General features: G+C 69.3%; 14 protein-coding genes and 2 pseudogenes. 9 read left to right on the plus strand and 7 right to left on the minus strand.

Features of this window, described 5'->3' with window-relative positions; translation table 11 throughout:
* The first annotated feature begins 109 nt into the window (after nucleotides 1-109).
* The 6 genes from M2266_RS05310 (at nucleotide 110) to M2266_RS05335 (ending at nucleotide 9,073) form a co-directional block, all read left to right on the plus strand.
* Nucleotides 110-1,090: a serine/threonine protein kinase gene (locus tag M2266_RS05310; RefSeq protein WP_277437077.1), complete on the plus strand. Its 981-nt coding sequence runs from the start codon at nucleotides 110-112 to the stop codon at nucleotides 1,088-1,090.
* A 40-nt stretch (nucleotides 1,091-1,130) separates the two neighbouring features.
* The gene (locus M2266_RS05315; protein ID WP_277437078.1) at nucleotides 1,131-1,709 is read left to right on the plus strand and encodes an ABC-three component system middle component 2; all 579 of its coding nucleotides are present in this window, start codon (nucleotides 1,131-1,133) and stop codon (nucleotides 1,707-1,709) included.
* The gene (locus tag M2266_RS05320; protein WP_277437079.1) at nucleotides 1,706-3,721 is read left to right on the plus strand and encodes a DNA recombination protein RecN; all 2,016 of its coding nucleotides are present in this window, start codon (nucleotides 1,706-1,708) and stop codon (nucleotides 3,719-3,721) included. The genes M2266_RS05315 and M2266_RS05320 overlap by 4 nt, the downstream gene beginning before the upstream one ends.
* A 219-nt stretch (nucleotides 3,722-3,940) precedes the next feature.
* Complete coding sequence (locus tag M2266_RS05325; RefSeq protein ID WP_277437080.1) at nucleotides 3,941-6,235, plus strand: AAA family ATPase; 2,295 nt, start codon at nucleotides 3,941-3,943, stop codon at nucleotides 6,233-6,235.
* 41 nt (nucleotides 6,236-6,276) lie between these two features.
* A protein-coding gene (locus M2266_RS05330) for an IS3 family transposase (protein WP_277437081.1) occupies nucleotides 6,277-7,469 on the plus strand; the annotation gives its coding sequence in 2 pieces (ribosomal slippage) (nucleotides 6,277-6,547 and nucleotides 6,547-7,469; 1,194 coding nt in all).
* A gap of 122 nt (nucleotides 7,470-7,591) precedes the next feature.
* Entirely contained in the window at nucleotides 7,592-9,073 is a 1,482-nt protein-coding gene (locus tag M2266_RS05335) for a UvrD-helicase domain-containing protein (protein ID WP_277437082.1), read from the plus strand.
* A 445-nt stretch (nucleotides 9,074-9,518) separates the two neighbouring features.
* On the opposite strand, the gene M2266_RS05340 is transcribed toward M2266_RS05335, so the two are convergent.
* Entirely contained in the window at nucleotides 9,519-10,691 is a 1,173-nt protein-coding gene (locus M2266_RS05340) for a hypothetical protein (RefSeq protein ID WP_277437083.1), read from the minus strand.
* 1,459 nt (nucleotides 10,692-12,150) lie between these two features.
* Between M2266_RS05340 and M2266_RS05345 the strand changes: the two genes are divergently transcribed.
* The gene (locus tag M2266_RS05345; protein ID WP_277437084.1) at nucleotides 12,151-13,539 is read left to right on the plus strand and encodes an MFS transporter; all 1,389 of its coding nucleotides are present in this window, start codon (nucleotides 12,151-12,153) and stop codon (nucleotides 13,537-13,539) included.
* 45 nt (nucleotides 13,540-13,584) lie between these two features.
* On the opposite strand, the gene M2266_RS05350 is transcribed toward M2266_RS05345, so the two are convergent.
* The 3 genes from M2266_RS05350 to M2266_RS05360 form a co-directional block, all read right to left on the minus strand.
* Nucleotides 13,585-15,495 carry a helix-turn-helix domain-containing protein gene (locus M2266_RS05350; RefSeq protein ID WP_277437085.1) on the minus strand — a complete coding sequence of 637 codons (1,911 nt, stop codon included), beginning with the start codon at nucleotides 15,493-15,495 and terminating at the stop codon, nucleotides 13,585-13,587.
* A 44-nt stretch (nucleotides 15,496-15,539) separates the two neighbouring features.
* Complete coding sequence (locus tag M2266_RS05355) at nucleotides 15,540-16,322, minus strand: 3-hydroxybutyrate dehydrogenase (protein ID WP_277437086.1); 783 nt, start codon at nucleotides 16,320-16,322, stop codon at nucleotides 15,540-15,542.
* 91 nt (nucleotides 16,323-16,413) lie between these two features.
* The gene (locus M2266_RS05360; RefSeq protein ID WP_277437087.1) at nucleotides 16,414-16,905 is read right to left on the minus strand and encodes an NUDIX domain-containing protein; all 492 of its coding nucleotides are present in this window, start codon (nucleotides 16,903-16,905) and stop codon (nucleotides 16,414-16,416) included.
* Nucleotides 16,906-17,385: 480 nt separating this feature from the next.
* Between M2266_RS05360 and M2266_RS05365 the strand changes: the two are divergent.
* A pseudogene (locus M2266_RS05365) lies at nucleotides 17,386-17,937 on the plus strand (O-antigen ligase family protein); the annotation flags it as partial.
* Nucleotides 17,938-18,141: 204 nt separating this feature from the next.
* Here the strand turns inward: M2266_RS05365 and M2266_RS05370 are convergent.
* Both M2266_RS05370 and M2266_RS05375 read right to left on the minus strand, forming a co-directional pair.
* Nucleotides 18,142-18,705, minus strand: coding sequence for a hypothetical protein (locus M2266_RS05370; RefSeq protein ID WP_277441074.1), 564 nt, complete (start codon nucleotides 18,703-18,705; stop codon nucleotides 18,142-18,144).
* 73 nt (nucleotides 18,706-18,778) lie between these two features.
* Nucleotides 18,779-19,559: pseudogene (locus M2266_RS05375) on the minus strand (aspartate/glutamate racemase family protein).
* A gap of 86 nt (nucleotides 19,560-19,645) precedes the next feature.
* Between M2266_RS05375 and M2266_RS05380 the strand changes: the two are divergent.
* Nucleotides 19,646-20,818, plus strand: a complete 1,173-nt coding sequence (locus M2266_RS05380) for a glycosyltransferase (protein WP_277437088.1) — start codon at nucleotides 19,646-19,648, stop codon at nucleotides 20,816-20,818.
* Here M2266_RS05380 and M2266_RS05385 read toward each other — a convergent pair.
* On the minus strand, nucleotides 20,791-21,939 hold the full coding sequence (locus M2266_RS05385; RefSeq protein ID WP_277437089.1) for a glycosyltransferase: 1,149 nt from the start codon (nucleotides 21,937-21,939) through the stop codon (nucleotides 20,791-20,793). The two genes, M2266_RS05380 and M2266_RS05385, sit on opposite strands and share 28 nt — an antisense overlap.
* Nucleotides 21,940-22,064 lie beyond the last annotated feature (125 nt).

Consider the following 22,064-nt stretch of genomic DNA (forward strand, 5'->3'; position numbering starts at 1 on the left):
GCCGGTGCGTTCCACTTCTTGATCAGAAGAGTGAACTTTGTATAGGCTCCTCGATACGGTGTGTGACGCCTGGGGAACATCCTGTGTGCAGCCGCCGAGGGGGTGGGTTGTGCCTGACTCGATAGCCGTGCCGACGGGTGTCCAGCCAATCAGCTTCGACGTGCACGCAGTCCGCGGAGGAAGCCCCGGCGGAGCTCGCGACGACTTTGAAACGATGATCGCTCAGCTTGCCGCCGCGACGACCCCAAACGTACGATCCGTCGCTGCCAACCCGGGCGACTGGGGTATCGACGCTTTCGCCGGGAACCTCGGCGGAGCGATCACAGTGTGGCAGTCCAAGTACTTCATGCCGGTCACCACCAAGAAGCACATACAGCAGGTCAAAGACTCGCTCGACAACGTGCTGAAGGCAGCCGTCACGAACGGCCACACCATCGCCAGCTGGATTCTGTGCATCCCATCCAGCATGGACGGCCCCATGACGGCATGGTGGGACACGTGGACGAAGGCGAGGGAGAAGGAACACAACCTCGTCATACAGCTCTGGGACGAGACCGCCCTCCGGAAGAAGCTGCTTAGCCCCGAGGGCGACGACGTGCGTCGCGGCTTCTACGAGACGTACGCTCAGGCCGCCCCCACCCCCGCCCCCGGGGAACAGCTTCGGCTGGTACACGAAGTCGAGGACGACAAGGCAGCCACCCTTGGCTCCGCCTTGTTCATTCGGCAGATGACCGAGGCCGGCCACGTGGAGCTGGACTCGGCCAAGAGGCAGTTCTTCAATGCCGATCTGGTGGCTCGCGAGATCGCGCACAAGGACGTTCCGGCGGAGGTGGCGGCGCTCAGTTCCGCCGATGCGACGCTCCACGGTCTATGGGAGATGCAGTTCAACGAATGCGCGGCCGAGGACGCGCTTCGGGTTCTCCACACCCGTGTCTGGCGGGATGTACGCAACGAGCACGACAAACTGCCGAAGTCGCTCCGCCTCGAGCTGGTGCACAGCTGGGGGCTGGTCCACCGGCTCGTGGACAACCGCAAGGCGGGCTGGGTCAAACACTGGCGGCAGATCGCCGCCGAGCACTCCGACGGCTGACCGCCGTCGCCTGTCCTGCCAGACCTACGAGGAGTTCGCTGTGGAAGCACACCGGCCGGTGATGATGCCGGAGGACGAGGTGACCTTCCGCCTGGCGCAGCTGCTGCTTCTTCTCGACGCCGTCGCCAGACAGGACGCCAAGGGGGCGAGCCTGGAGCGCCTCGGCTACTACGACTTCCTGTCGGCGAACCCCTTCCTCGTCGTCGATTCCGACGGCCGGGAGGGCAACATGCTCAGGCTGGCCGGCTTCGATCCGCAGGTGCTCTCGTACGCGTCCTCCTCACAGCGCTTCACCAGTCGACGCGAGCGCATCCAGCACGACCTCGGACTGCTCGTGGCTTACGGGTGTTGCGAGGTCCACAACCGCAACGGCGCCTTCGCCTATTCGATCAACAACCGCGGTCGGGAACTCGGGGCTCGCTTCACCGCCACCTACGCCGCGTCGTTCACCACTGCGGCGTCCATCGTCGTGCGTCGCCTCCGCAAGCTCAGCGACAAGGCGCTGCGGGAACAGACCGCACGGTGGCTGCGGCCGGATGGCGAGGGCGGCCCTGGTGCCGCGCTCCTCAGCGTGCTGGGACTAGGACCGCAGGCACCTGACATGCCCTGGGAAGGATGACCACCATGCAGCCGCTGCCTGGCATCCGGATCCGGCGCCTGCGCCTTGCTGGCGTCAGCCGGAACTATGACGTCGATTTCACGCAGGACCAGCGGGTGCGGGGCCTGTCCGTGGTGGCCGGGGCATTCAGCTCGGGCAAGACCGCGGTGTTGGAGTTCATCGCCTACGGCCTCGGAGGGAAGCGCCATCCACGGCATCCTGAGGTGCTGCGGAAGGTCCGTTCCTGCCTTCTGGAAGTCGAGCTGTCCGGGGAACCGCACGTCATCGAGCGGCCCGTCGGGGAACCATCGAAGGTCGCCTACGTACGCCGTGGGACGCTGGACAGCCCGCCGCTCTCCAAACCTGAGAGCAGGACCATCGAGCCGGCGGGAGCGCCCGAGAGCCTTTCCGCTCTGCTGCTGGGGCACTGCAAGCTCGAAGGCGTTCAGCTGCGGGAGGCCCCCTCCAGCCGTGAGTCCCGGACCGACCCCCTGAGCATCCGCGACCTCATGAACCTCGCGTTCCTGCCCAACGAGCGCATCGCCTCCAAGAACTTCCTGTTCGAGAACGAGTACATGAAGAAACACAAGCTGAAGCAGGTGGTCGACGTCGTCTTCGGCGTTCACGACGACCGCGCCGTCGAGCTTGGGCAACGCATCAAGGAACTGGGCGCCCGACTCACCCAGGCACGCTCCGAACTCGCCGCAGCACGGGCGTTCGTCGACGAGCAGGACGTTCCCACGGTCGGCGCGCTGATCGCTGAGCAATACGAAGGCGAGCTGCGGGAGCTGACCGAGCAGCTACGGGCCCTCGACGAGGCAGCGCAAGCCGGCACCACCTTCGCCGGGCGTCTGCGCCGCGAGCACCAGCAAGCGGCCCAGCGCGCCCGGCGAGCCGCTGGCGTGGTACGTGACTGCGAGACGCAACTCACCCGGATGATGCCGCTGCGGGCGCAGTACGCGGACGACCTCGTCAAGCTCAACATGCTGGCCGAAGCGCAGCGCCTGTTCGATCCCCTCAGCGTCACGACCTGCCCGGCGTGCCTGAATCGGCTGCCCGCTCCCCCGTCGGTGGAGAACGGCTCGTGCAGTCTGTGCAGCCACGAGCTGCCCCACGACGACAGGCACCTGACGCTCGGCACCGCCACAGCCGAGCACGCGTCGGATGAAGGACGGCTGGATGTCGCGGCGGAGATCAGAGCCACCAAGGCCCGTTTGAAGGAGATCACTGCCTACGTTGAGGGCCTGGACAGCTCGCTCGCCACGTTGAAGCTCCAGGCAGAAAACGCCGCCATCGACGAAGAACGTGCCGCAGCCGCGGTCGACGAAGCCACTTCGCCCACCGTCACCCCGTTCCTCGCCGCTCGCGACAGCCTCCAGCGCCGACGCGAAGAAGTCCTCCGGCATCTCCAGCACGCCGAGAACGCCACGAAGCTTCAGGCTGGCCTGGAGAAGCGCGCCGCGCTCGTCGAACGGCAGGAGACACAGATCGAACGACTGCGGGAGGAACGCGACCGGCTGGGAGATGCCGCACAGGACCGGGACCTGGTCGTCGGCCGAATCAGCGGCCGGTACAGCGAACTCCTGCGGCAGTGGCGCTACCCGAAACTCAGCCAGCCGATGATCGACACGAATCTGGTTCCTCACGTACGCGGCGACTCCTACCGCGAGGCGTCATCCGGCGCCCGGACACTCCTGACCCTGGCCTGGCAGCTGGCCGTCTTCGAGGTGGCCGTCGAAACATCGGCCGCCCACCCCGGCTTCCTCATGATCGACAGCCCGCAGAAGAACCTGGGCCACGGCGGTACCCGGGACGCGGTAATCGCAGACGCGATCGCCATCGACGACTTCTACCGCCACCTGACCAGCTGGCTGACTGAACAAGGGGCGGGTGCCCAGGTGATCATCGTCGACAACAGTCCGCCCGCGCTCGTGGAAGAGAACGTCGTGGTCCGGTACAGCCGCAACGAGGACCGCCCTCCCTACGGGCTGATCGACGACGAGACCACTACAGACGAAGGCAGCCCCGAATAGCCTCGTCACCCCGCCTAAACGGCGTTTGTTCCGATTGCTGGGCAGTTCAGGGGCTGTGTCCGCGTCGTTTGCGGTGGCTGATGCTGGCTTGGTGCTGGCGTCGTCGGCGCCATGTCGACCAGTGCAGGATGTATGACTTGTGGATCGGATCGAACCACCATGTCGATTCTCTGCGAGCCCTTAGGTCGGGGGCACATCAGAGCCTCCACCGATCCCGGAGTGGTTCAGCGCGACACGGAAGGATGTTTTCCCCAACGATCAAAAGAGGCCCGTGCGTGCCTGTCACTGAGCGATGATGTCCACAAGGCCGAGCGGATCGGGGGATCTGTCGTGCATCTGAGCCGAGTTGCGGTGAGCGGTCTGCGCGCGAGCGCAGAGACTCTCATGACGTGCGACCTTCCCGGCAGGTTCAGTGTGCTGATCGGCGCCAACGGCGCCGGCAAGACGACGCTCACGGACGCGCTCTATCTCGCGCACCCTGGAAGCCGGTTTCCCGTGCTTCCAAGACCGACATCAGCCGTACTGGCACCCCCTGATACCGGCGTGGAGCGCAGCATCGGCATCACCTACGCGCTGGGAGAAGACCTCGAAGCGGAAGGGCGGCTTGGCCGCGAGCTTCACACCACTGGCCACCGGCGTCTCGGCGGAGACGCTGAATCCTGGAGAGTCTCACTGCAGCCACAGCTGGGAAGCGTCACCTCCCGGCTGGACATCAACCACGGGCTTGCCCCGAAGCTGGACAACTTCAAACTGATATACCTGCCCGCTTGGCGGCACCCGCTGGACGAACTGGCCCGACGCGAGGCACGCATCCTGGTCGAGTTGCTACGGGCGCGCCAGCAGGAACTCCACGGCAGCCGCAACCTGGTGGCTCTACGAGCCCGCGCCTCCCGGCTGCTGGAGGACCTTGCCAAAGACAGTCTGATCGACGCCGTGGAAGCGCGAATCGGCGAACATCTGGGCAGGCTCTCCGCCGGAGTAAGTCCTCAGTGGCCATACATCCGAGGCCAAGTCATCGACGACACGTACCTTGCGCGTGTCCTGGAGGTCATGCTCGCCGTCGTCGAAGGCCGCTCCGAGGCCCGTCCTCTGGAGGTCTCCGGGCTGGGGTATGTGAACCTGCTTCATATCGCGGTGATGTTGGCAGCGATACCCGATTCTACGGAAGTTCCCGTCACCATTCCGGACCCGTCCGGGGGGCGCGGAGACGGAGAGGTTCTCTCTGAGGAGGAGCAGGCCCGGCAGGCGTCCGAGAACCAGGTCCAAGCACAGGCCGAGGCAGCAGCGGAGGAAGACTCCTTCTTCTCCACGGCCCCCTTCCATGCAACGCTCGTCATCGAAGAGCCCGAAGCGCACCTCCACCCCCAGTTGCAGCACTCGCTGGTCCGCTACCTGCGCAGGACCGTCAAGTCGCGACCTGAACTGCAAGTGATCCTCTCCAGTCATGCGACCGACGTCATCACCGCCTGCGACCCGGAGGAACTCGTGGTCGTACGCCGCACACACCAGGGAAGCATCAGCCGGTGTGTGAAAGACGTCGTCCCTCGCCAGCATCGCGAGGCCACGCTGCGCATGACCAGACTGCACCTCGACGCCAGCCGTTCATCAGCGCTCTTCGCTGAACGGCTGCTCCTGGTGGAGGGGGTGACAGAAGGCGCCGTGGTACGCGAGTTCGGCCGGGCCTGGGCTGCCGACGATGACACGAAGCAAGCCTTCATTGATGCCCTGAGCATCGTACCTATGGGCACCAAGGTCGGTCAGTGGGCTGTCCGTCTCCTGGCTACCTCCGGGGCAGAGCTGTGCACGAAGCTGGCCGTCCTCCGTGACAGCGACAGCGACACGCCCTTCGACAGTGCACGGGACTCGCCCAAGTGGCTTGCCGAGCACGATCCAGCGATCGTCCAAGCCTTCATCAGCCACCCCACGCTGGAGCCGGCCATCACCCCGGGCAATGAGCATCTCATCGCAGCCGCCCAGCAAGCTGTCGACCCGGAGCACCCGCTGGCCGAAGTCACCGTCGAGGCTGTCCGCGCCTACTTCGGGAGCCGGCGGGCGGGCAAGGACGGTGAGGAAAGCCTCAAGGAAGGGCGAGGCGCCCGGCGAAAGGCTGAGTTCGCCCTGACGCTCGCCGCCCTGTTGCGCGACGCCACGGATACCGATCGCCAGTTGGCTGGCGGACTCACATCCGTCCGCGTGCCCGACCACCTCAGGAACCTCTTCGACTTCCTCTACCCAGCTGCCCCAGAGTCTGTTGCTACAGATTTCGCGATCGACGAGGGCGTCACGGAACCGCCCAACTGGCTTGCTCCGGACAGCATCTGGGATGAAATGCCAGAGGATATCGAGTGGCCCGAGCTCGAAGAATCGGCTTTCTGGCAGGACCACGAACCCGAACCGGTGAAGGAAGAGCCCGAGCCGGCAATCGGCGATGCCGAGGAGGCAATGGGCTGGGATGATCTGCTCCTCGCCCGTCCGACGCAGGATGAGCTGCACCCCGTTTCGTGGAGTCCATGAAGCCAGGCTTATGATCCTGGCTCGAAGGAGAACCACGAGCTGTGCCAGCACCACGTAAGTACCCGGACGAGCTCCGCGAGCGGGCCGTCCGCGAGGTCCGCACCTCCGGCCGTCCGATCGCGCATGTCGCGAAGGACCTGGGCATCCACAAGGAGGCCCTGCGTGGCTGGGTCCGCCAAGCCGAGGCGGACACCGGTGAACGCGACGACCGGCTGACCACCGCCGAACAGGAAGAACTGAGGCAACTTCGCCGGGAAAACGCGGAGTTGAGGCGGGCAAACGAGATCCTCAAAGCCGCGAGCGCGTTTTTTGCGGCCGAACTCGACCGTCCCCGGACGAGGCCGACGAGGTGATCGAGCATCTCAGGAACAAGGGCCTCGGGGTCGGGTTCGCCTGCCGGGTGCTGGGGCTGTCGGAGTCGGCGTACTACGCGCGCAAGAAGCGGCCGAAGTCGGCACGCCGGCTGCGCGACGAGCAGGTCATGCCGCTGATCGAACAGGTTCATGCCGAGTCCGGCGGCACCTACGGCGTTCGCCGGATCACCCGCGCGCTCAAGCGCAAGGGTGTGCAGGTGGCCCGCTGCACCGTCGAGCGGCTGATGGACGAGCTGGGCCTGGAGGGCGTCATCCGCGGTCAGCGGCGGCGGACCACTGTGCCGGAGCCGTCGGCACCCAGGCCGCCAGACCTGGTCGACCGCGACTTCACAGCCTCGCGGCCGGATCAGCTGTGGGTGGCGGACATGACGTATGTGCGCACCTGGTCCGGCTGGGCATACGTGGCGTTCGTCCTGGACGTGTACTCGCGGATGATTGTCGGCTGGCAGGTCGCGAATCACATGCGGACCGAACTGCCGTTGGACGCACTGGAGATGGCGTTGTGGAGACGCCGGATCAAGAAGGACTCCGGTCTCATTCATCACAGCGACCGCGGGTCGCAATACGTATCAATTCGGTATACCGAGAGGCTGTCCGAGATCGGGGCTTCAGCCTCGGTCGGCTCGGTCGCGGACAGCTACGACAACGCGATGGCCGAGGCCCTGAACGGCACCTTCAAGGCCGAGCTGATCGAGATGCAAGGACCGTGGCGGGACGTTGACCAGGTGGAGCGGGCGATCTTCCAATGGGTCACCTGGTACAACGAGGAACGGCTCCACTCCGCCCTCGACTACGTACCGCCTGCCGAGTACGAACGCGAGTGGTGGCGACAACAGGAAGCCAACCCGCAGTCCGCCTGAAACAAGATCACCGGACTCTACGAAACTCGGGGCAGCTCAGGAGGATCACGCGGTACGGCGCGATCCTGGAGGATGGCCCACACGAGTGCAGGTACCCGGGCAATGGCCGGGAGCACAGAGCAATGCTTAAGCCGAGGGCGGGAGTCAACGCCCTGACGCCACGACAGCTCATGGCCAGCGGCAGTCCGCACGGCCGCGTGTACGTGGAAGCCGAGCCGGGCTCGGGAAAGACCACGGTGTCGGCCTTCCGCTTCGGACTGCACCGCTTTGCTGGCACCACCGACAGACGGGCCGTCGTAGCTGTCAGCTTCACACGCTCAGCCACCGAGGAGCTCCGGGCCCGCGTCATCCGGCACTGGGGCCTGTCATCAGTGACCTGGCCACACCGCATCGTCACCCTGGACACCCTGCTATGCGACCTTCTCTTCCATCTCCTTCAAAAGGGTGTCCTTCAATGGCCGGGAGGACACACCGACCTTGAGGTCCTGGATACCTGGCGAACGGCCCTCCCCGGGAAACCCGGGCGCATAAGACCCGTTCTGAGAGTCGACAGCGGACAGGTCGTCATCAGAACCATCAACGAGTCTCAGTCCGCGAGCCACCCCTCGGTCACGGACTTCATGACAGCGGTCTCCGCGGGCAGGTGCACACACGATAACGTCCGGGAAGCTCTGCAAGGAGCCCTGGCAACCCGCGTGGGAAGGGAAACCCTCACCTCATATTTGGAGAGCACCGTGCGTTCACTGACAGTGGACGAGGTGTTCGACGCTAACGACCTGGACAGGGACATCTTGTCGCTCGCCGCGTCAGGATGCAGATCACTCACCCTGGTCGGAGACCCCTGGCAAGCCCTCTACCAGTTCAGAGGCGCACGTCCCGCAGCGATGACCACCTACATCAGCGAGAACGGCTTCACCACACATCATCTGGACGAATCATTCCGGTGGGGAAGCGACAGGCAGGCGTCACTCACGAGGCAGCTGCGCCAGCGGATGCCAGTGGAACTGCCGCCAGGTTTCGCTCAGGACGCAGATGTGGTCATTGCGCATAAATGGAAGACACTCTGGGAGGCGGACCCACACGTACTCCCCCTGGCGATCAGGCCTGGCGTAGGGCAAGCCCAGGAAGCGATATGCACACTGCTCCTCAACGAGATCACCCAGCGCGCGCTCGGGTTGCAGGCAGTGTTTCTGCACGACGCCTTGGCCACGCTGGGACTGGAAAAAGAGGATCTAGTGACAACTCTCCACCCCTGCCTGCAGACTGCCATCTTTCATCTGAAGGACGGCGCTCGGCCTCGGCAAGTATGGGAGAGCCTCGCAGACAGCCTGGCCGATCTCATTCCGGCGCTTGCTGCACAACGGTACGCACGCAAACCTCTCCTCGCACTGAACCGTCTACAGCTGCGGCTCGAAGATGACCAACTCGTGCCTGGACTGACATGCCACCAGTCCAAAGGCCGAGAGTGGAACACAGTGGCAATTAAGCTGAGCAGCTCAGACGCTTCGGCCCTGAAGCTCGGCCTCGATCCAACGCAGGCAGACCATCGGGCCCTCTACGTGGCACTCACGCGCGCGCGCCTGGGCACCGTGGCCCTCACATGAAGCACGCCCAGCCAGCTTCGGTGCCCCGCGCTGCTGGCTCATAGGGCACGGGGGGGGGAGTTGATCCGCTGTTGGTTCGCGCCGCAGCGCTGCCCCCGGACACGACCAATGCTGCTGCCGTCAATGCGGTCACGACAGCTCGGTTCATCCTGCACACCATCAGATTTCGGAGCGGTCGCAGTCTAAAGCGCGGCCCGGCGGGCGAATACCCGTCCGCAAGCCACATCCGCCTCCCAGCCATCGGCCCGCGGACGCAGACGACTTCGTGCGCATGCGGCACAGCGTCGGCTGGCCGATCAGGGCGTCCACCCGGTGCACGACGGATGCTCCCCGAATCCGGTCGAGCGGCCTCCCCAGTCCACGCAGAGGCGCGCACCGAACGCTGCGTGCGCATGAGGCGATCTCACCGGGGGTGCCGCTGTCGATACTGAAGGTGCCGCTGACGTCACCTTGGGTCACTCCGGGGGAAGGGGTCGCCGGTCGGCCAGCGTTCCGGCAGACCGAGAGCGGTGTGGACGGAGCGAATCGCGGACCGACGCTCGACCTGGATCCCAGCCAGTTGCGCGGTTGCCCAGGTAGGGAAGGTGGGGGGAGGAAGCGAGGCGGGGTCCGGGCTTTGCCAGAGAACGGGAGTGTTTTTCGTCCAGGTCCAGGGTGCTGGGTTGTTCACGACGAGCACGCCGCTGACACGGCTGTGGGCATGGTCGTAGGTGGCAGTCCAGTAGCCATCGGGCTTTCGGCTGAAGGTCGATCCGCTTTCGTAGGCGTACTCGACGGTACTCCCGTACAGCGCTCTCTCGATGTCCTCATCTTCGGGGAAGTCGGCTGCATGGCCTACCGCCACGATGAATGGCAGCTCCAGGTCACCGTACTTCCCGCCCTTGTGTGTGACGGCGTGGAGCACTCGCTCCGATCCGTCCTCGACCGCCCATGCCGAGGAGTAGACGCCGATTGTCCTGCAAGAGGGATTGCCACGTTTGCCTGGGCTGCGGGGGATCGCTTGAAACGTGAGGCACCAGCCAGCCTCTTGCCAAGAGTGACGGGGAAGCGGCACCTTGCGCTCATGGTCGGCGATGACCTGATCGGGGTCCAAGCTTGCCAGCCATCGCGTCAGCTCGGACTTCAGCCGTCTCTGCGGCGGCGTTGCCGTACCCGCGCTGCGGAGTTCGCACGATACGAAGAAGTTCGGACTCGGCAAGCGATCGATGGCATCGCTCAACTGCGGTGGAAGCGAGTAGGACCCAGCTTCGCGCTTCTGAGCCTTCCAGATCGCCTCGACGACGAACTGCTCGTTGCCGCGAGTAACCAGGAAGTCGGGCCTATAGCCACCTGTTCCCGTTTGCCGCTCAACCTCCACGCTGCAACCGGAACCGCGCAACATCTCGTGCAGATACAACTCCCACAGCGCAGAGTAGACATTCGTGTCGGAGTTTCGATCCCCCAGCCGGCTGAGCAGGCCGGGTTGAGCCTGGCCAGGGAAGCGCAACCACCATTCGTTGATCACATCCCGAACCTGGTCCCAAAACGGACCGGCGACCCTCTCGAAGAACTCGGCCTGTGGCTCGGCCGCCCGCTTCGGCGCCGTATCCGTCCGATTCCGGTTCGCGTATACACCCATGACAGATGATCCTAGTTCGCTCCGCGGGACATTCTCCTTCCTTTTCCACTGCGTCCCGACGACCAAAGGGCTCAACCGGGTCAGCCGTTGTCAACCCTTCCCTGCCCCCGTTGAAGCAATCGAACCGAGGACCTCCCCACAGGCCGCTTTGGCCTCCAACAGGGGCATAGGCGCGACATGCGCGAGGTCTCGGCCCAAGTCCGGCGAGCGCCCTACCGCCAACCGCGTTGACCATCACCTCGCTGGCGAGGCAGACGCGGGTGCCCCAACCAGCAATGCTGGTTGGGCTTTCGCCCGATCCTCATAATAATCGGAGCAGGGAAACCGTCCAATTGCTAGTCACCGAGACCGGTGATTCCTTGGACTGTTGCAGTCCACCGCACCTCCCCGCTTCCTCGCTTCCCGGGAAGCAATCGAACCGGAAGGGCACTGTTGACAGGAACGCCCAGCCAGGGTAGCGAAACGCATCACGGCCCGTTCAGCCCCTAGCACATCCGCGCCACCTGGAATAGGACCGCGAGCGTCGACGACGCCGCCCAGGCGTTCCACGTGTCGGGATCGAAGAGCTACGACCGTGTTGGCCGCGGAGGAATTCCCCTGTGGCGTGCAGCCTCCAGTGCGAGCCCTATTCCGACATGACCAACTCCACGACGACATCCGCCGCAGCAAGCCGGCGGGGCGTCGTCCTATCAGACCCCATCTACGCAGGACCCCCCGCACGGAGCAAGCCGACGGGATCCTCACGAGCCACGAGCGGGTCACCAACCCCGCGGACGTACTCTTGCCACAAGGTCCTGACCTTGACTTACACGCTCACCGTGAACCAACTGGACGCCCGTGGACGGCTTCTACGCCATGTGGCATGTCGTAAGGCGGACTCGCACGCCAACACCACGACCAAGATCCGGACCAGGTGCGGACCAACGCGGCTCAGCAGCAGACGATTCCATCCTTTGCCGCAGGTCAGAGGCGGCGGTGAGCGTGTACCACCAGCAGACGAAGAATCTGCTGGCACGAACGCGCACCACACCCAGGCGCAGCGCTTTGTCCGTGCCCGCAGAGCCGAGCGGCAAAGCCGGGTCGGCCTATCAGTCAGGTCGCCTACCGCGCGACGACCCTGAGCCGATCAGCCCCAAGATGTCCGAGTTCACGGAGCGTAGTCAGCACCAAGTCAGCACGGGACAGGTGAAGACGGGTGATGACGTGGGCTTTTAGTCAGCACCAAACCAGCACGGGAGTCAGCACCACACCGTCAAATCACCCTGAACTACGCATCCCAGACGACACTCATCTCGACCACCATCGATCCCCTGAACCGCCTTTCCACGAGCTGGCATGGTGGCCGCATGCATAGCGAACCCTCGAACTATGTTGCCCCGCCACATGTGCGCCTGACCTGCGGATTCCTACGGTGTGGCGACACGCAAACGTCCCCGTCACACCCCAGGAAGTGGTGCCGATGTCGTCGCCCGCAACCCCTCCACCAGCCCCGAACAACCTCAAGCGCATCGTCGCCGCCAGCCTCATCGGGACCACCATCGAGTGGTACGACTTCTTCCTCTACGGCTCCGCCGCCGCCCTGGTGTTCAACAAGCTGTTCTTCCCGGGCTCCGATCCGCTGGTCGGCACGTTGCTGTCGTTCCTGACCTACGCGATCGGCTTCGCCGCCCGGCCGGTCGGCGCGCTGGTGTTCGGGCACTTCGGCGACCGGCTCGGGCGTAAGAAGCTGCTGGTCATCAGCTTGCTGATGATGGGCGGCGCGACCTTCTGCATCGGCCTGCTGCCGACCCACGCCGCCGTCGGCTCCGCCGCACCGGTGCTGCTGACCGCGCTGCGGCTGGTGCAGGGCTTCGCACTCGGAGGCGAGTGGGGCGGGGCCGTGCTGCTGGTGTCGGAGCACGGGGACGCGAAGCGCCGCGGGTTCTGGGCCTCGTGGGGGCCGCAGACCGGGGCGCCCGCCGGGCAGCTGCTGGCGACGGGGGTGCTCTCCGCGCTGACCGCGCTCCTGTCGGACTCGGCGTTCCTGGCCTGGGGCTGGCGGATACCGTTCCTGCTCTCCGGCCTGCTGGTCATGGTGGGCCTGTGGGTGCGGCTGTCGGTCGACGAGTCGCCGGTCTTCAAGGCGGCGCTGGCCAAGGCCGCGGCAAGGACGTCCGAGGACCCGGTGGAGCGGATGCCGCTGGTCGCCGTGTTCCGTGACCACTGGCGCGATGTGCTGGTCGCGATGGGCGCCCGGATGGCCGAGAACATCAGCTACTACGTCATCACCGCGTTCGTCCTGGTCTACGCGACCACCCACGCGGGGCTCGGCAAACAGACCGCGCTCAACGCCGTCCTCATCGGATCCGCTGTGCACTTCGCGGTGATCCCGGCCTGGGGCGCGCTGTCCGACCGCATCGGCCGCAAGCCGGTGTACCTGCTGGGCGCGGCCGGGGTGGGGCTGTGGGCGTTCCCGTTCTTCATGCTCATCGACCACGAGAACTTCGGATCGCTGGTACTCGCGATCACCGTCGGACTGATCTTCCACGGCGCGATGTACGCCCCTCAGGCGGCCTTCTTCTCGGAGATGTTCTCCACCCGCATGCGGTACTCCGGAGCCTCCATCGGCGCCCAGTTCGCCTCGGTCGCGGCCGGCGCCCCCGCACCGCTCATCGCGACCGCGCTGCTGAAGGACTACGGCAGTTCCACCCCGATCTCCCTGTACGTGGTCTGCGCCGCGGTCGTCACCCTGGTCGCCGTCCTGCTCGCCAAGGAGACCCGCGGCCGGGACCTCGCCGCGGTGGAGCCGGAGCGGGAGCGGACCGCGGGCCCGGCGCCCGCGGTGACCGCCGCGTCCGCCCCGCGCTGACGGAGGGCCGGTCCGCGGCCGGGACGGTCACGGACCGGCCGCGTCTCAGCCCGCGCCGCCCAGCCGGTGCAGGCGCAGGGCCAGTTGGAGTTCGAGGGTGCGCTCCGGGAGCTGCCAGTCGGGCCCGAGCAGGTGGGCGACGCGCTCCAGGCGCTGCGCGACGGTGTTGACGTGGACGTGCAGCTCGTCCTTGGTCCTGGCGGGGCTCATCCCGCTCGCGAAGTAGGCGTCGAGGGTACGGACCAGGTCGGTGCCGCGCCGGCCGTCGTAGTCGATGACCGCGCCGATGGTCCGCCGGACGAAGCCGCCGACGTCGCGGGAGTCGGCCAGCAGCAGGCCCAGGAAGCCGAAGTCCTCGGCGGCGGCGCCCTCGCCGCCGCGGCCGAGCACCCGCAGCGCGTCCACGCAGCGCTGCGCCTCGGCGTACCCCGCGGCGACCGCCTCGGGGTGCGCGGCCGGGGCGGGCACGCGGCCGGACGCGCCGACGGTGACCTCGGCGCCGACGGCCGCGCCCAGTTGCGCGGCCAGCCGGCGGGCGGTGCGGGACGCGTCGACGCCGTCCTCCAGCGGCAGCAGCAACACGGTGCCGCCGTCCCGGGCCGCGGCCAGCCCGTGCCGGGTCGCGGCGAGGTGCGAGGCCGCGGACCACAGGCGCTGACGGTCGACGGTGGCGTCGTCGGCCGGCCGTGCGGCGAGCACGACGTGCGGTACGTCGAGGTCGGCGCGGAGCCGGCCGGCGCGTTCGCGCAGCAGCCGGGGATCGCGGTGCGGCGCGTCCAGCAGGTCGTCCAGCAACTCGCCCCGGAAGCGCTGCTCGGCCTCGCCGGCGGTGCGCCGGGCGAGCAGCAGCAGCGCGGTGACCATGGCGGCGCGCTCCAGGGTGCGCTGGTCGACGGGGTCGAGTCCGGGGTGGCCGCGCAGGACGAGGGCGCCGAGGAGTTCGCCGCCGGCGGTGACGGCCGCCGTCCAGGTGTCCTTCTCGCGCACCGCGTGGCCGTCGGCCCGGGAGCGGGCGACGGCGGCCGCGAGCGCGGCGGGCACCGGCTCGCCGCCGGTGCCGGTACCGGTGACCTGCACCGTTCCGGAGAGGACCTCGGCGACGGCGGCGGCCACGTCGTCGACCCCGCCGCCGCGCAGCACCAGCTCGGTCAGCCGGTCGTGGACCTCGGAGGCCCGTTCCAGGACGGCGCTGTGGGTGCGGATGGTGTCGTTGGCGGCGCTCAGGCCGTCGAGCGCCGAGCGGGTCTCCTCCAGCAGGTTGGCGGTGTCGATGGCCACGGCGGCCAGTGAGGCCAGCGAGGCGAGCAGGGCGATCTGCTCGCGTTCGAAGACCCTGATCCGCCGGTCGGCGGCGAAGAGCACTCCGATGACCCCGCTGCCCAGGGCGAGCGGCACGCCGAGGATCGCGACCAGGCCCTCGTCGCGGACCCCGGAGTCGATGGTGTGAGTGTGCCGGAACCGCTCGTCGTCGAAGTAGCTCTCGGTGACGTACGGCATGGCGGTCTGGGCGACGAGCCCGCCGAGCCCGGCGCCCATCGCGAGCCGCAGGCTCTGGAAGCGGGCGGAGACCGAGCCCTCCGTCACCCGCATGTAGGTGTCCCCGGCCCGGGGGTCGTTGAGGGTGAGGTAGGCGACGTCGGTGCCCAGCAGCGAGCGGGCCCGCTGCACGATGGCCTGCAGCACGGAGTCCAGGTCGCGCAGCCCCGCCAGGTCGCCCGCGGTCGCGAAGAGCGCCGACAGCTCCGCCTCGCGGCGGCGGCGCCCCTCCAGCTCGTCCCGGACCCGCAGGGCCAGCCGTTTGGCGCGTTCGAGCTCCGCCAGCCGGGAACCGGGCGCGCCGTCGGCGCGGGCGAGCAGCACCGGGCGCTCGTACTCCTCGGCGGGCGCGGCCCGGGCGAGGAGCCGCAGGTACGGAGCCTCGGACGGTTCGTCGACTGCCGGGTGATCGCCATTCATGGGCACAGGCATACCGGCCCGGCCGCCCCCGGCGCCAGCGGTGGTCAGTGAGCGGTCCATCCGCCGTCCATGGTCAGGGACGCGCCCGTGATGAAGGAGGCCGGTTCCGTGCAGAGGTAGGCGGCCAGTTCCGCGACCTCCGCCGGCTCCACCAGCCGTTTGACGGCCGAGTCCGCCAGCAGGATCTCGGTCACCACCCGCTCCGCCGGGATGCCGTGCGCGGCGGCCTGGTCGGCGATCTGCCGCTCCACGAGCGGGGTGCGCACATAGCCGGGGCACAGGCAGTTGGAGGTCACGCCGTGCGGCGCGCCTTCCAGGGCGGCGGTCTTGGACAGCCCTTCGAGACCGTGCTTGGCGGAGACGTACGCGGACTTGAACGGCGAGGCCCGCAGCCCGTGCACCGACGAGATGTTGACGATGCGGCCCCAGCCCTGCCCGTACATGTGCGGCAGCGCACCCCGGATCAGCCGGAAGGGGGCCTCCAGCATGACGCGCAGGACGGTGGAGAAGACGTCGGGCGGGAAGTCCTCGATGGGGCGGACGAGTTGCAGCCCGGCGTTGTTGACCAGGATGTCGGTGCCGGCCGCCGCCTGCTCGGCGGCGTCGAGGTCGGTCAGGTCCAGCAGCAGGGTCTCCACGGAGCCTGGCCGGCCCGCGGCCTCCTCGTCCAGCGCGGCGAGCCCTTCGGCATCGCGGTCGACGGCCCGCACCTTGGCCCCGGCGGCGGCCAGCCGCAGGGCGCAGGCCCGGCCGATGCCTCCGGCGGCCCCGGTGACGAGTGCGGTGCGGCCACCGAGGTCCGCGGGCGAGGGCGAGATCAGCGTCATGCTGGGCAGGCTAGACAGCGATCGCCCGCCGACCGATGTCGGCCGCGCCCACACTTCGCCGCCGGCAGGTGTGGCCGGGCGCCATGGGTGCTCAGCGGTCCCCGGGGTCAGGCGCCGGCACGAACCAGGCCGCCGCCTCGTCCTTGAGGGCGAGCGCGACGCGCTCGCGGTGCAGCGGCGCCAGTTCCGGCAGCGCGTCGACGGCGAACCAGCCGACGTCGAGCGACTCGTCGTCGTTGACCTGTGCCGTGCCGCCGACGGCGTGGCACAACAGCACCACGTCCATGTACTGCGCGAGATGGCCGTTGGGGTACTCGATCACCTGGTTGGTGAACACGCCGAGGATCCGCTCGACCACGGCGTCCACCGCGGTCTCCTCCTGGATCTCCCGCACCGCGGCCGCGGCGGGCTGCTCCCCCGGCTCGGGGATGCCGGCGATCAGCGCCCACTGCCCGGAGTCCGAACGGCGGTTCAGCAGCACCCGGCCGTGGTCGTCGAAGACCACCATGACGACGCCCGGCATGAACAGCAGCGTGTTGCCCGCCTTGGCACGGATCGTGCGGATGAACTCGGGGATCGGCATGCTCCGAGGGTATCGACAGCCCGTCGTTCGCCACACCAGCACCAGGGCTACCAAGTGGTGCTTCGTTCCTGCACTACATATCCACAACTCACCGCCTGAGCCGTTACGGTGACCGGGACAGCGCCCACGCGGGGACCCGACGGCGACGGCACCCCGTCGCGTCCGGGTGGCGTCAGGGGGTACCGGGGGATGAGAACGGCGACCGGCGGGGCGTCAGGAGCGATGCGTGCGGACGGCCGGGACAGCCCGGACGTACGGGTCCAGGGCAGCAGGACCGACGCGCTCGGCGTCGCCGTGCTCGTCGGCTGCGCCACCTGGTCGCTGATAGCCGCGGCGGGCCGCCCGGCCCGCCCCGAGGGTCTGCTGCTGGCACTGCTCGCGGTGACCGCCGGCTACGCGACCGGCCGGATCGCCGGAGCCCTGCTGCCCGTCGCCGCCCCGGCGGGCATGGCGCTCGCCATCGTCGTCGCGTCCCTGGTGATGCCCGGCCGGCTGTCCGGGGCCGTCGACACGCCGCCGCTGGGCTATCCGAACGCCGACGCCGCGCTGCTGGTCCTGGCCACCGGCGCCGCCTGCTGCGCCGCCTGGGGCTCGCCGTCCCCGTCGCTACGGCTGACGCTGCGCGCCCTCGGGGCCGGAGCGGGGGCGCTGGCGCTGGCCATCGGTTCGACGGCCGGGTTCGCCGCGTCCGTCGGCGTACTGCTGTGCTCACTGGCCGCCTCGCACATGCGGCGGCGGCTGCTCGCCCTGGTGGGCTTCGCGCTGGCGACCGCGATCGCGGTCGGCGGGACGTACGCGGTGGCGACCGACACCCTGCCGTCCGGCCTGTCGGCCTCCCTCGCCGGACAGCTGACGGCACCCCGGGTCGAGCTGTGGCACGACGCGGTGGGGATGGCCGAGGACCATCCGGTACGCGGTGTCGGTCCCGACCGCTTCCGGGTGGAGAGCGCGGGCGCGCAGACGGCCTCCGAAGGGCCGCCCACTCCGCAGTCGGCCGTCTTCCAGGTCGTCTCGGAACAGGGCCTGCCGGGCCTCGCGCTGCTGGGGGCGGCGTTCGCCTGGGTCCTGTGCACGCTCTGGCGCTCGCCGCGCGGCACACCGGTCGTCCTGACGGCGGGAGCCGCCCTGACGGGCCTCGCCATGCTGGCGACCGTGGACCACGTGCTGAGCTACGCCGTCGTGACAGCGGCGGCGGGGATCGTGGCGGGGCTTGCGGCGGCCCGGGCCGCTGCCGGACTAGGCCGGGTCGGACCTGACCGGTTGCATGCCGGACTTCACCCATTGCCGGATCGCCTGCACGGCGCCCTCCGCGTCGTCCACCGTGAAGGTGAAGACGTGCCCGGTGCCCAGTACCAGCACCACTCCCGGGCCGCGGCGCACGATGACCGCGGTGCCCCTTTCAGGGCGCCAACGGTAGCCCCAGCCGCCCCAGGCGCGGGGGCTGATGTGGGGTTCGAGGTCGGCGGAGGTGACCTGGTCGAGGGGGATGCGGCGACGGGGCACTCCGATGTGGCCGCAGCGTACGTAGAGGCCTTCGCCGTCCACCGTCACGCGCACGTGGGTGAACGCGACCGTGCCGAAGAGCACCAGCAGTCCGACGGCCACGCAGCCCACCACCGACATGATCAGGGCGGCCTGACCTGAGGTGTAGGGGCCGGCCACCGCCAGCTCGATGCCGAGCGCCAAGCAGGCCGCGCCGGCCGCCGCCGGCAGCCACTGCATGCGGTTGCGGGCGTGTCCTGTCCAGACCTGGGGCCAGATCTGGGACGCGGGTGCATCTCCCTGCGGCGCTTCCGTCATGTTTCGCAGCCTACTCAGCCACCGGCGGATCGGCAGCCTCGTGAGCCGTGCGGATGAACGTGGCCGGATGGGCTCAGGCGGACGCGGTCGCGCCGAGGGCGACGCCCTCCGCGTAGGCCAGCGCGGACGCGGGAAGCGCGGCCCGCTGACCGCTGAGGATCACCGTCAGTCCGCCGGACGGATCGGCCGCCGGATCGGCGACCGCGCCGATCCTGCGCAGGGCCTGGGCGGCGACCGCCTCCGCCGATCCGAGCAGGGTGACGGCCGGTCCTCCGGACCGCTGGACGGCGGCGCGGATCCGTTCGCCCACCAGCTCGTAGTGCGTACAGCCCAGGACCACGGCGCGCACGGCGCGCGGCGTCAGGGCCGCCGCGGCCGCGATGGCCGCGTCGATCGCCGCGTCGTCCGCGTGCTGCACCGCTTCCCGCCAGGCCGGGACACGGCACTTCCGTCACCGCCGCGCCGCCGCCGAACTCCTCGATCAGCCGGCGCTGGTAGGCGCTGCCGGTGGTCGCGGGCGTGGCCCAGATGGCCACCACTCCGCCGCCCGCGGCGGCGGGCTTGACCGCGGGTACCGTCCCGATCACCGGCACGCCCGGTTCCAGCTCCGCCCGCAGCGCGGCCAGCGCGTGCACGGAGGCGGTGTTGCACGCGACGATCAGCGCGTCGGGGCGGGTTTCGGCGGCCGCTCGCGCGCAGGCCAGCGCGCGCGCCGTCACGTTGTCCGCGGTGCGGCCCCACGGCATCCCCTCGGGATCCGAGGACAGGACGAGGTCCGCGTCGGGCCGCAGCCGACGCAGCGCGGCGGCCGCCGCCAGGAGGCCGATTCCGGAGTCCAGCAGCGCGATCTTCACTCTGTCACCTTATGCGACGACGCCCGCGGCCCCGGGTCGTGTCGTGACACGCCGCGATGGGGCGGCGTTGCGGCAGACTGCGGCGGGTGACGGTGCTGACGTGGGTCGCCGGGGTGTCGCTGCCGGTGTGGGTGTGGCTGCTGCTGGCGCAGGGGTTCTTCTGGCGGACGGACGTCCGGCTGCCGGGATCCGGGGCCGAACCGCGAGCCTGGCCGACGGTGGCCGTCGTCGTGCCGGCCCGCGACGAGGCGGCCGTGCTGCCGCTGAGCCTGCCCTCGCTGCTGGCGCAGGAGTACCCGGGCCGGGCCGAGGTCTTCCTGATCGACGACGGGAGCTCGGACGGGACCGGTGACGCCGCCCGCTCGCTCGCCGCCCTGCACGGCGGGCTGCCGCTGACGGTGGCCTCGCCCGGTGAGCTGCCGGCCGGCTGGACCGGGAAGCTGTGGGGCGTACGGCACGGCATCGCGCTGGCCACCGAGCGCACGCGCGCCGAGTACCTGCTGCTCACGGACGCGGACATCGCCCACGAGCCGGACTCGCTGCGCGCGCTGGTCGCGGCGGCGTGGGAGGCGGACCTGGACATGGTGTCGCTGATGGCCCGGCTGCGCGTGGAGACGGGCTGGGAACGGCTGATCGTCCCGGCGTTCGTGTACTTCTTCGCGCAGCTCTATCCGTTCCGCCGGATCAACCGTCCGGGGGGCCGGACGGCCGCCGCCGCCGGGGGCTGCGTGCTCATCCGCCGCTCGGCCGTCGAGGCGGCCCGCGTCCCGGAGTCGATCCGGCACGCGGTGATCGACGACGTGGCGCTGGCCCGTGCGGTGAAGGGCGGCGGCGGCCGGATCTGGCTCGGGCTCGCCGACCGGGTGCACAGCGTGCGTCCTTACCCGGACCTGGGTGAGCTGTGGCGGATGGTCTCGCGCAGCGCCTACGCGCAGTTGCGGCACAACCCGGCGGTCCTCGCGGGGACCGTCGCCGGGCTCGCCCTGGTCTACCTGGTGCCGCCGCTGGCTGCGCTGGCCGGGGCGGCGGCGGGCGCCCCCGGGCTGTGCGCCCTGGGCGCGGCCGCGTGGGCGGTGATGGCGGCGACGTACCTGCCGATGCTGCGCTACTACCGGCAGCCGCTCCGGCTCGCGCCGCTGCTTCCCTTCACCGCCGCGCTGTACCTGCTGATGACCGTCGATTCCGCGGTGCAGCACTACCGCGGCCGGGGCGCGGCGTGGAAGGGCAGGACCTACGCGCGCCCCGACGCCTCGGTGTAGACGGTGGCCAGCCGCGCGCCGACGGCCTGCGGTCCGAAGTGCCGCCGGGTCCTGGCCGCGAGCGCCCACGGCTGCCGCAGCGGCAGTTCGGCGGCGGCCTCGACCAGCGCGCGGGCCAGCGCCCGGGGGTCGGAGGGCGGGACGAGGATGCCGCCGTCGCCACCGACGAGTTCGGGCAGCGCGCCGGTCCGCGCGGCGACGACCGGGGTGCCGCAGCACAGCGCGTCGAGCGCCGTCGTGCCGAAGCCGCTGACGTGCCGCGGGTCCGCGAAGAGGTCGGCGTGCGCGAGGGCGTGGAGGATCTCCGCACGGCCGAGCCCACCGGCGAGGACGGCGGCTCCGCCGGCCCCGGAGCGCTGGATGTGTTCGTGGACGGCGCCGCTCCCCGGTCCGTCACCGATGATCCGCAGCCGTAACCGCGCGTCCTGGTCGAGCGCTTCGGCGAAGGCGTCGACCAGGACGTCCCACCCCTCGTTCCCGACGAGCGGTCCCGCGGCCACGATGCGGACCGGGTCCTGGCTGATGCGCACCCGGGCGGGCACGTCCGGCAGCGCGTCGGCGTCCACCGGGTGCGGCACGAGCAGATGGCGGCCGGGGAGCCCGAGTTCACCGATCCGGGCGAGCAGGGCGTCGCTGACGGGCAGGACCGCGGCCGCCTCGCGGTACAGCCGGGCCGCCCGCCGCCGGTCGAGCAGTCCCGGCAGCGGCCGCGACGGGTGCCCGAGCCAGCGGCGGTCGTGCTCCGACAGGACGTACGGGATGCCGGCGGCCTTGGACAACCACGGAAGCTGACCGACCGCGCCCGGGGTGTGGGCGTGCAGGACGTCGATCGCGCCGCCCTCCGCGCCCGCGAACCGCAGGACGGCTTCGACGCGGCCCGCGGTGCTCCGCTGCCCGGTGGATCCGGCCGCCGGACGGCTCCGCTCCCGGTGCGCGGCCTCGATCTCGTACCGACGGGGCCACCGCGGGTCGCGCCCTGCGAACGGCAGTCCCGGCAGCGGTAGCGCACTCAACGACCCGACGACGGCCAGCTCGACGACGTCGGCGACCGTGGCGGCGGCCCGCTGCCATGCGTCCGGCCACCCTGGCCCGTCCGGTCCTGACAGCATGGCGACACGCACGGCCTCACCCCTCGTGACTCGGCACGGAGCGCGGCGGGACCTTCTCCCATGCCGGAATCCACCGCTCCGGTGCGCCACTGTGGCACGTCGGCGCGGCCGTTATGGCCGGTTCGGCACGCTCCGGG

It is taken from the genome of Streptomyces sp. SPB162, assembly GCF_029504575.1.
Classification (GTDB): domain Bacteria; phylum Actinomycetota; class Actinomycetes; order Streptomycetales; family Streptomycetaceae; genus Actinacidiphila.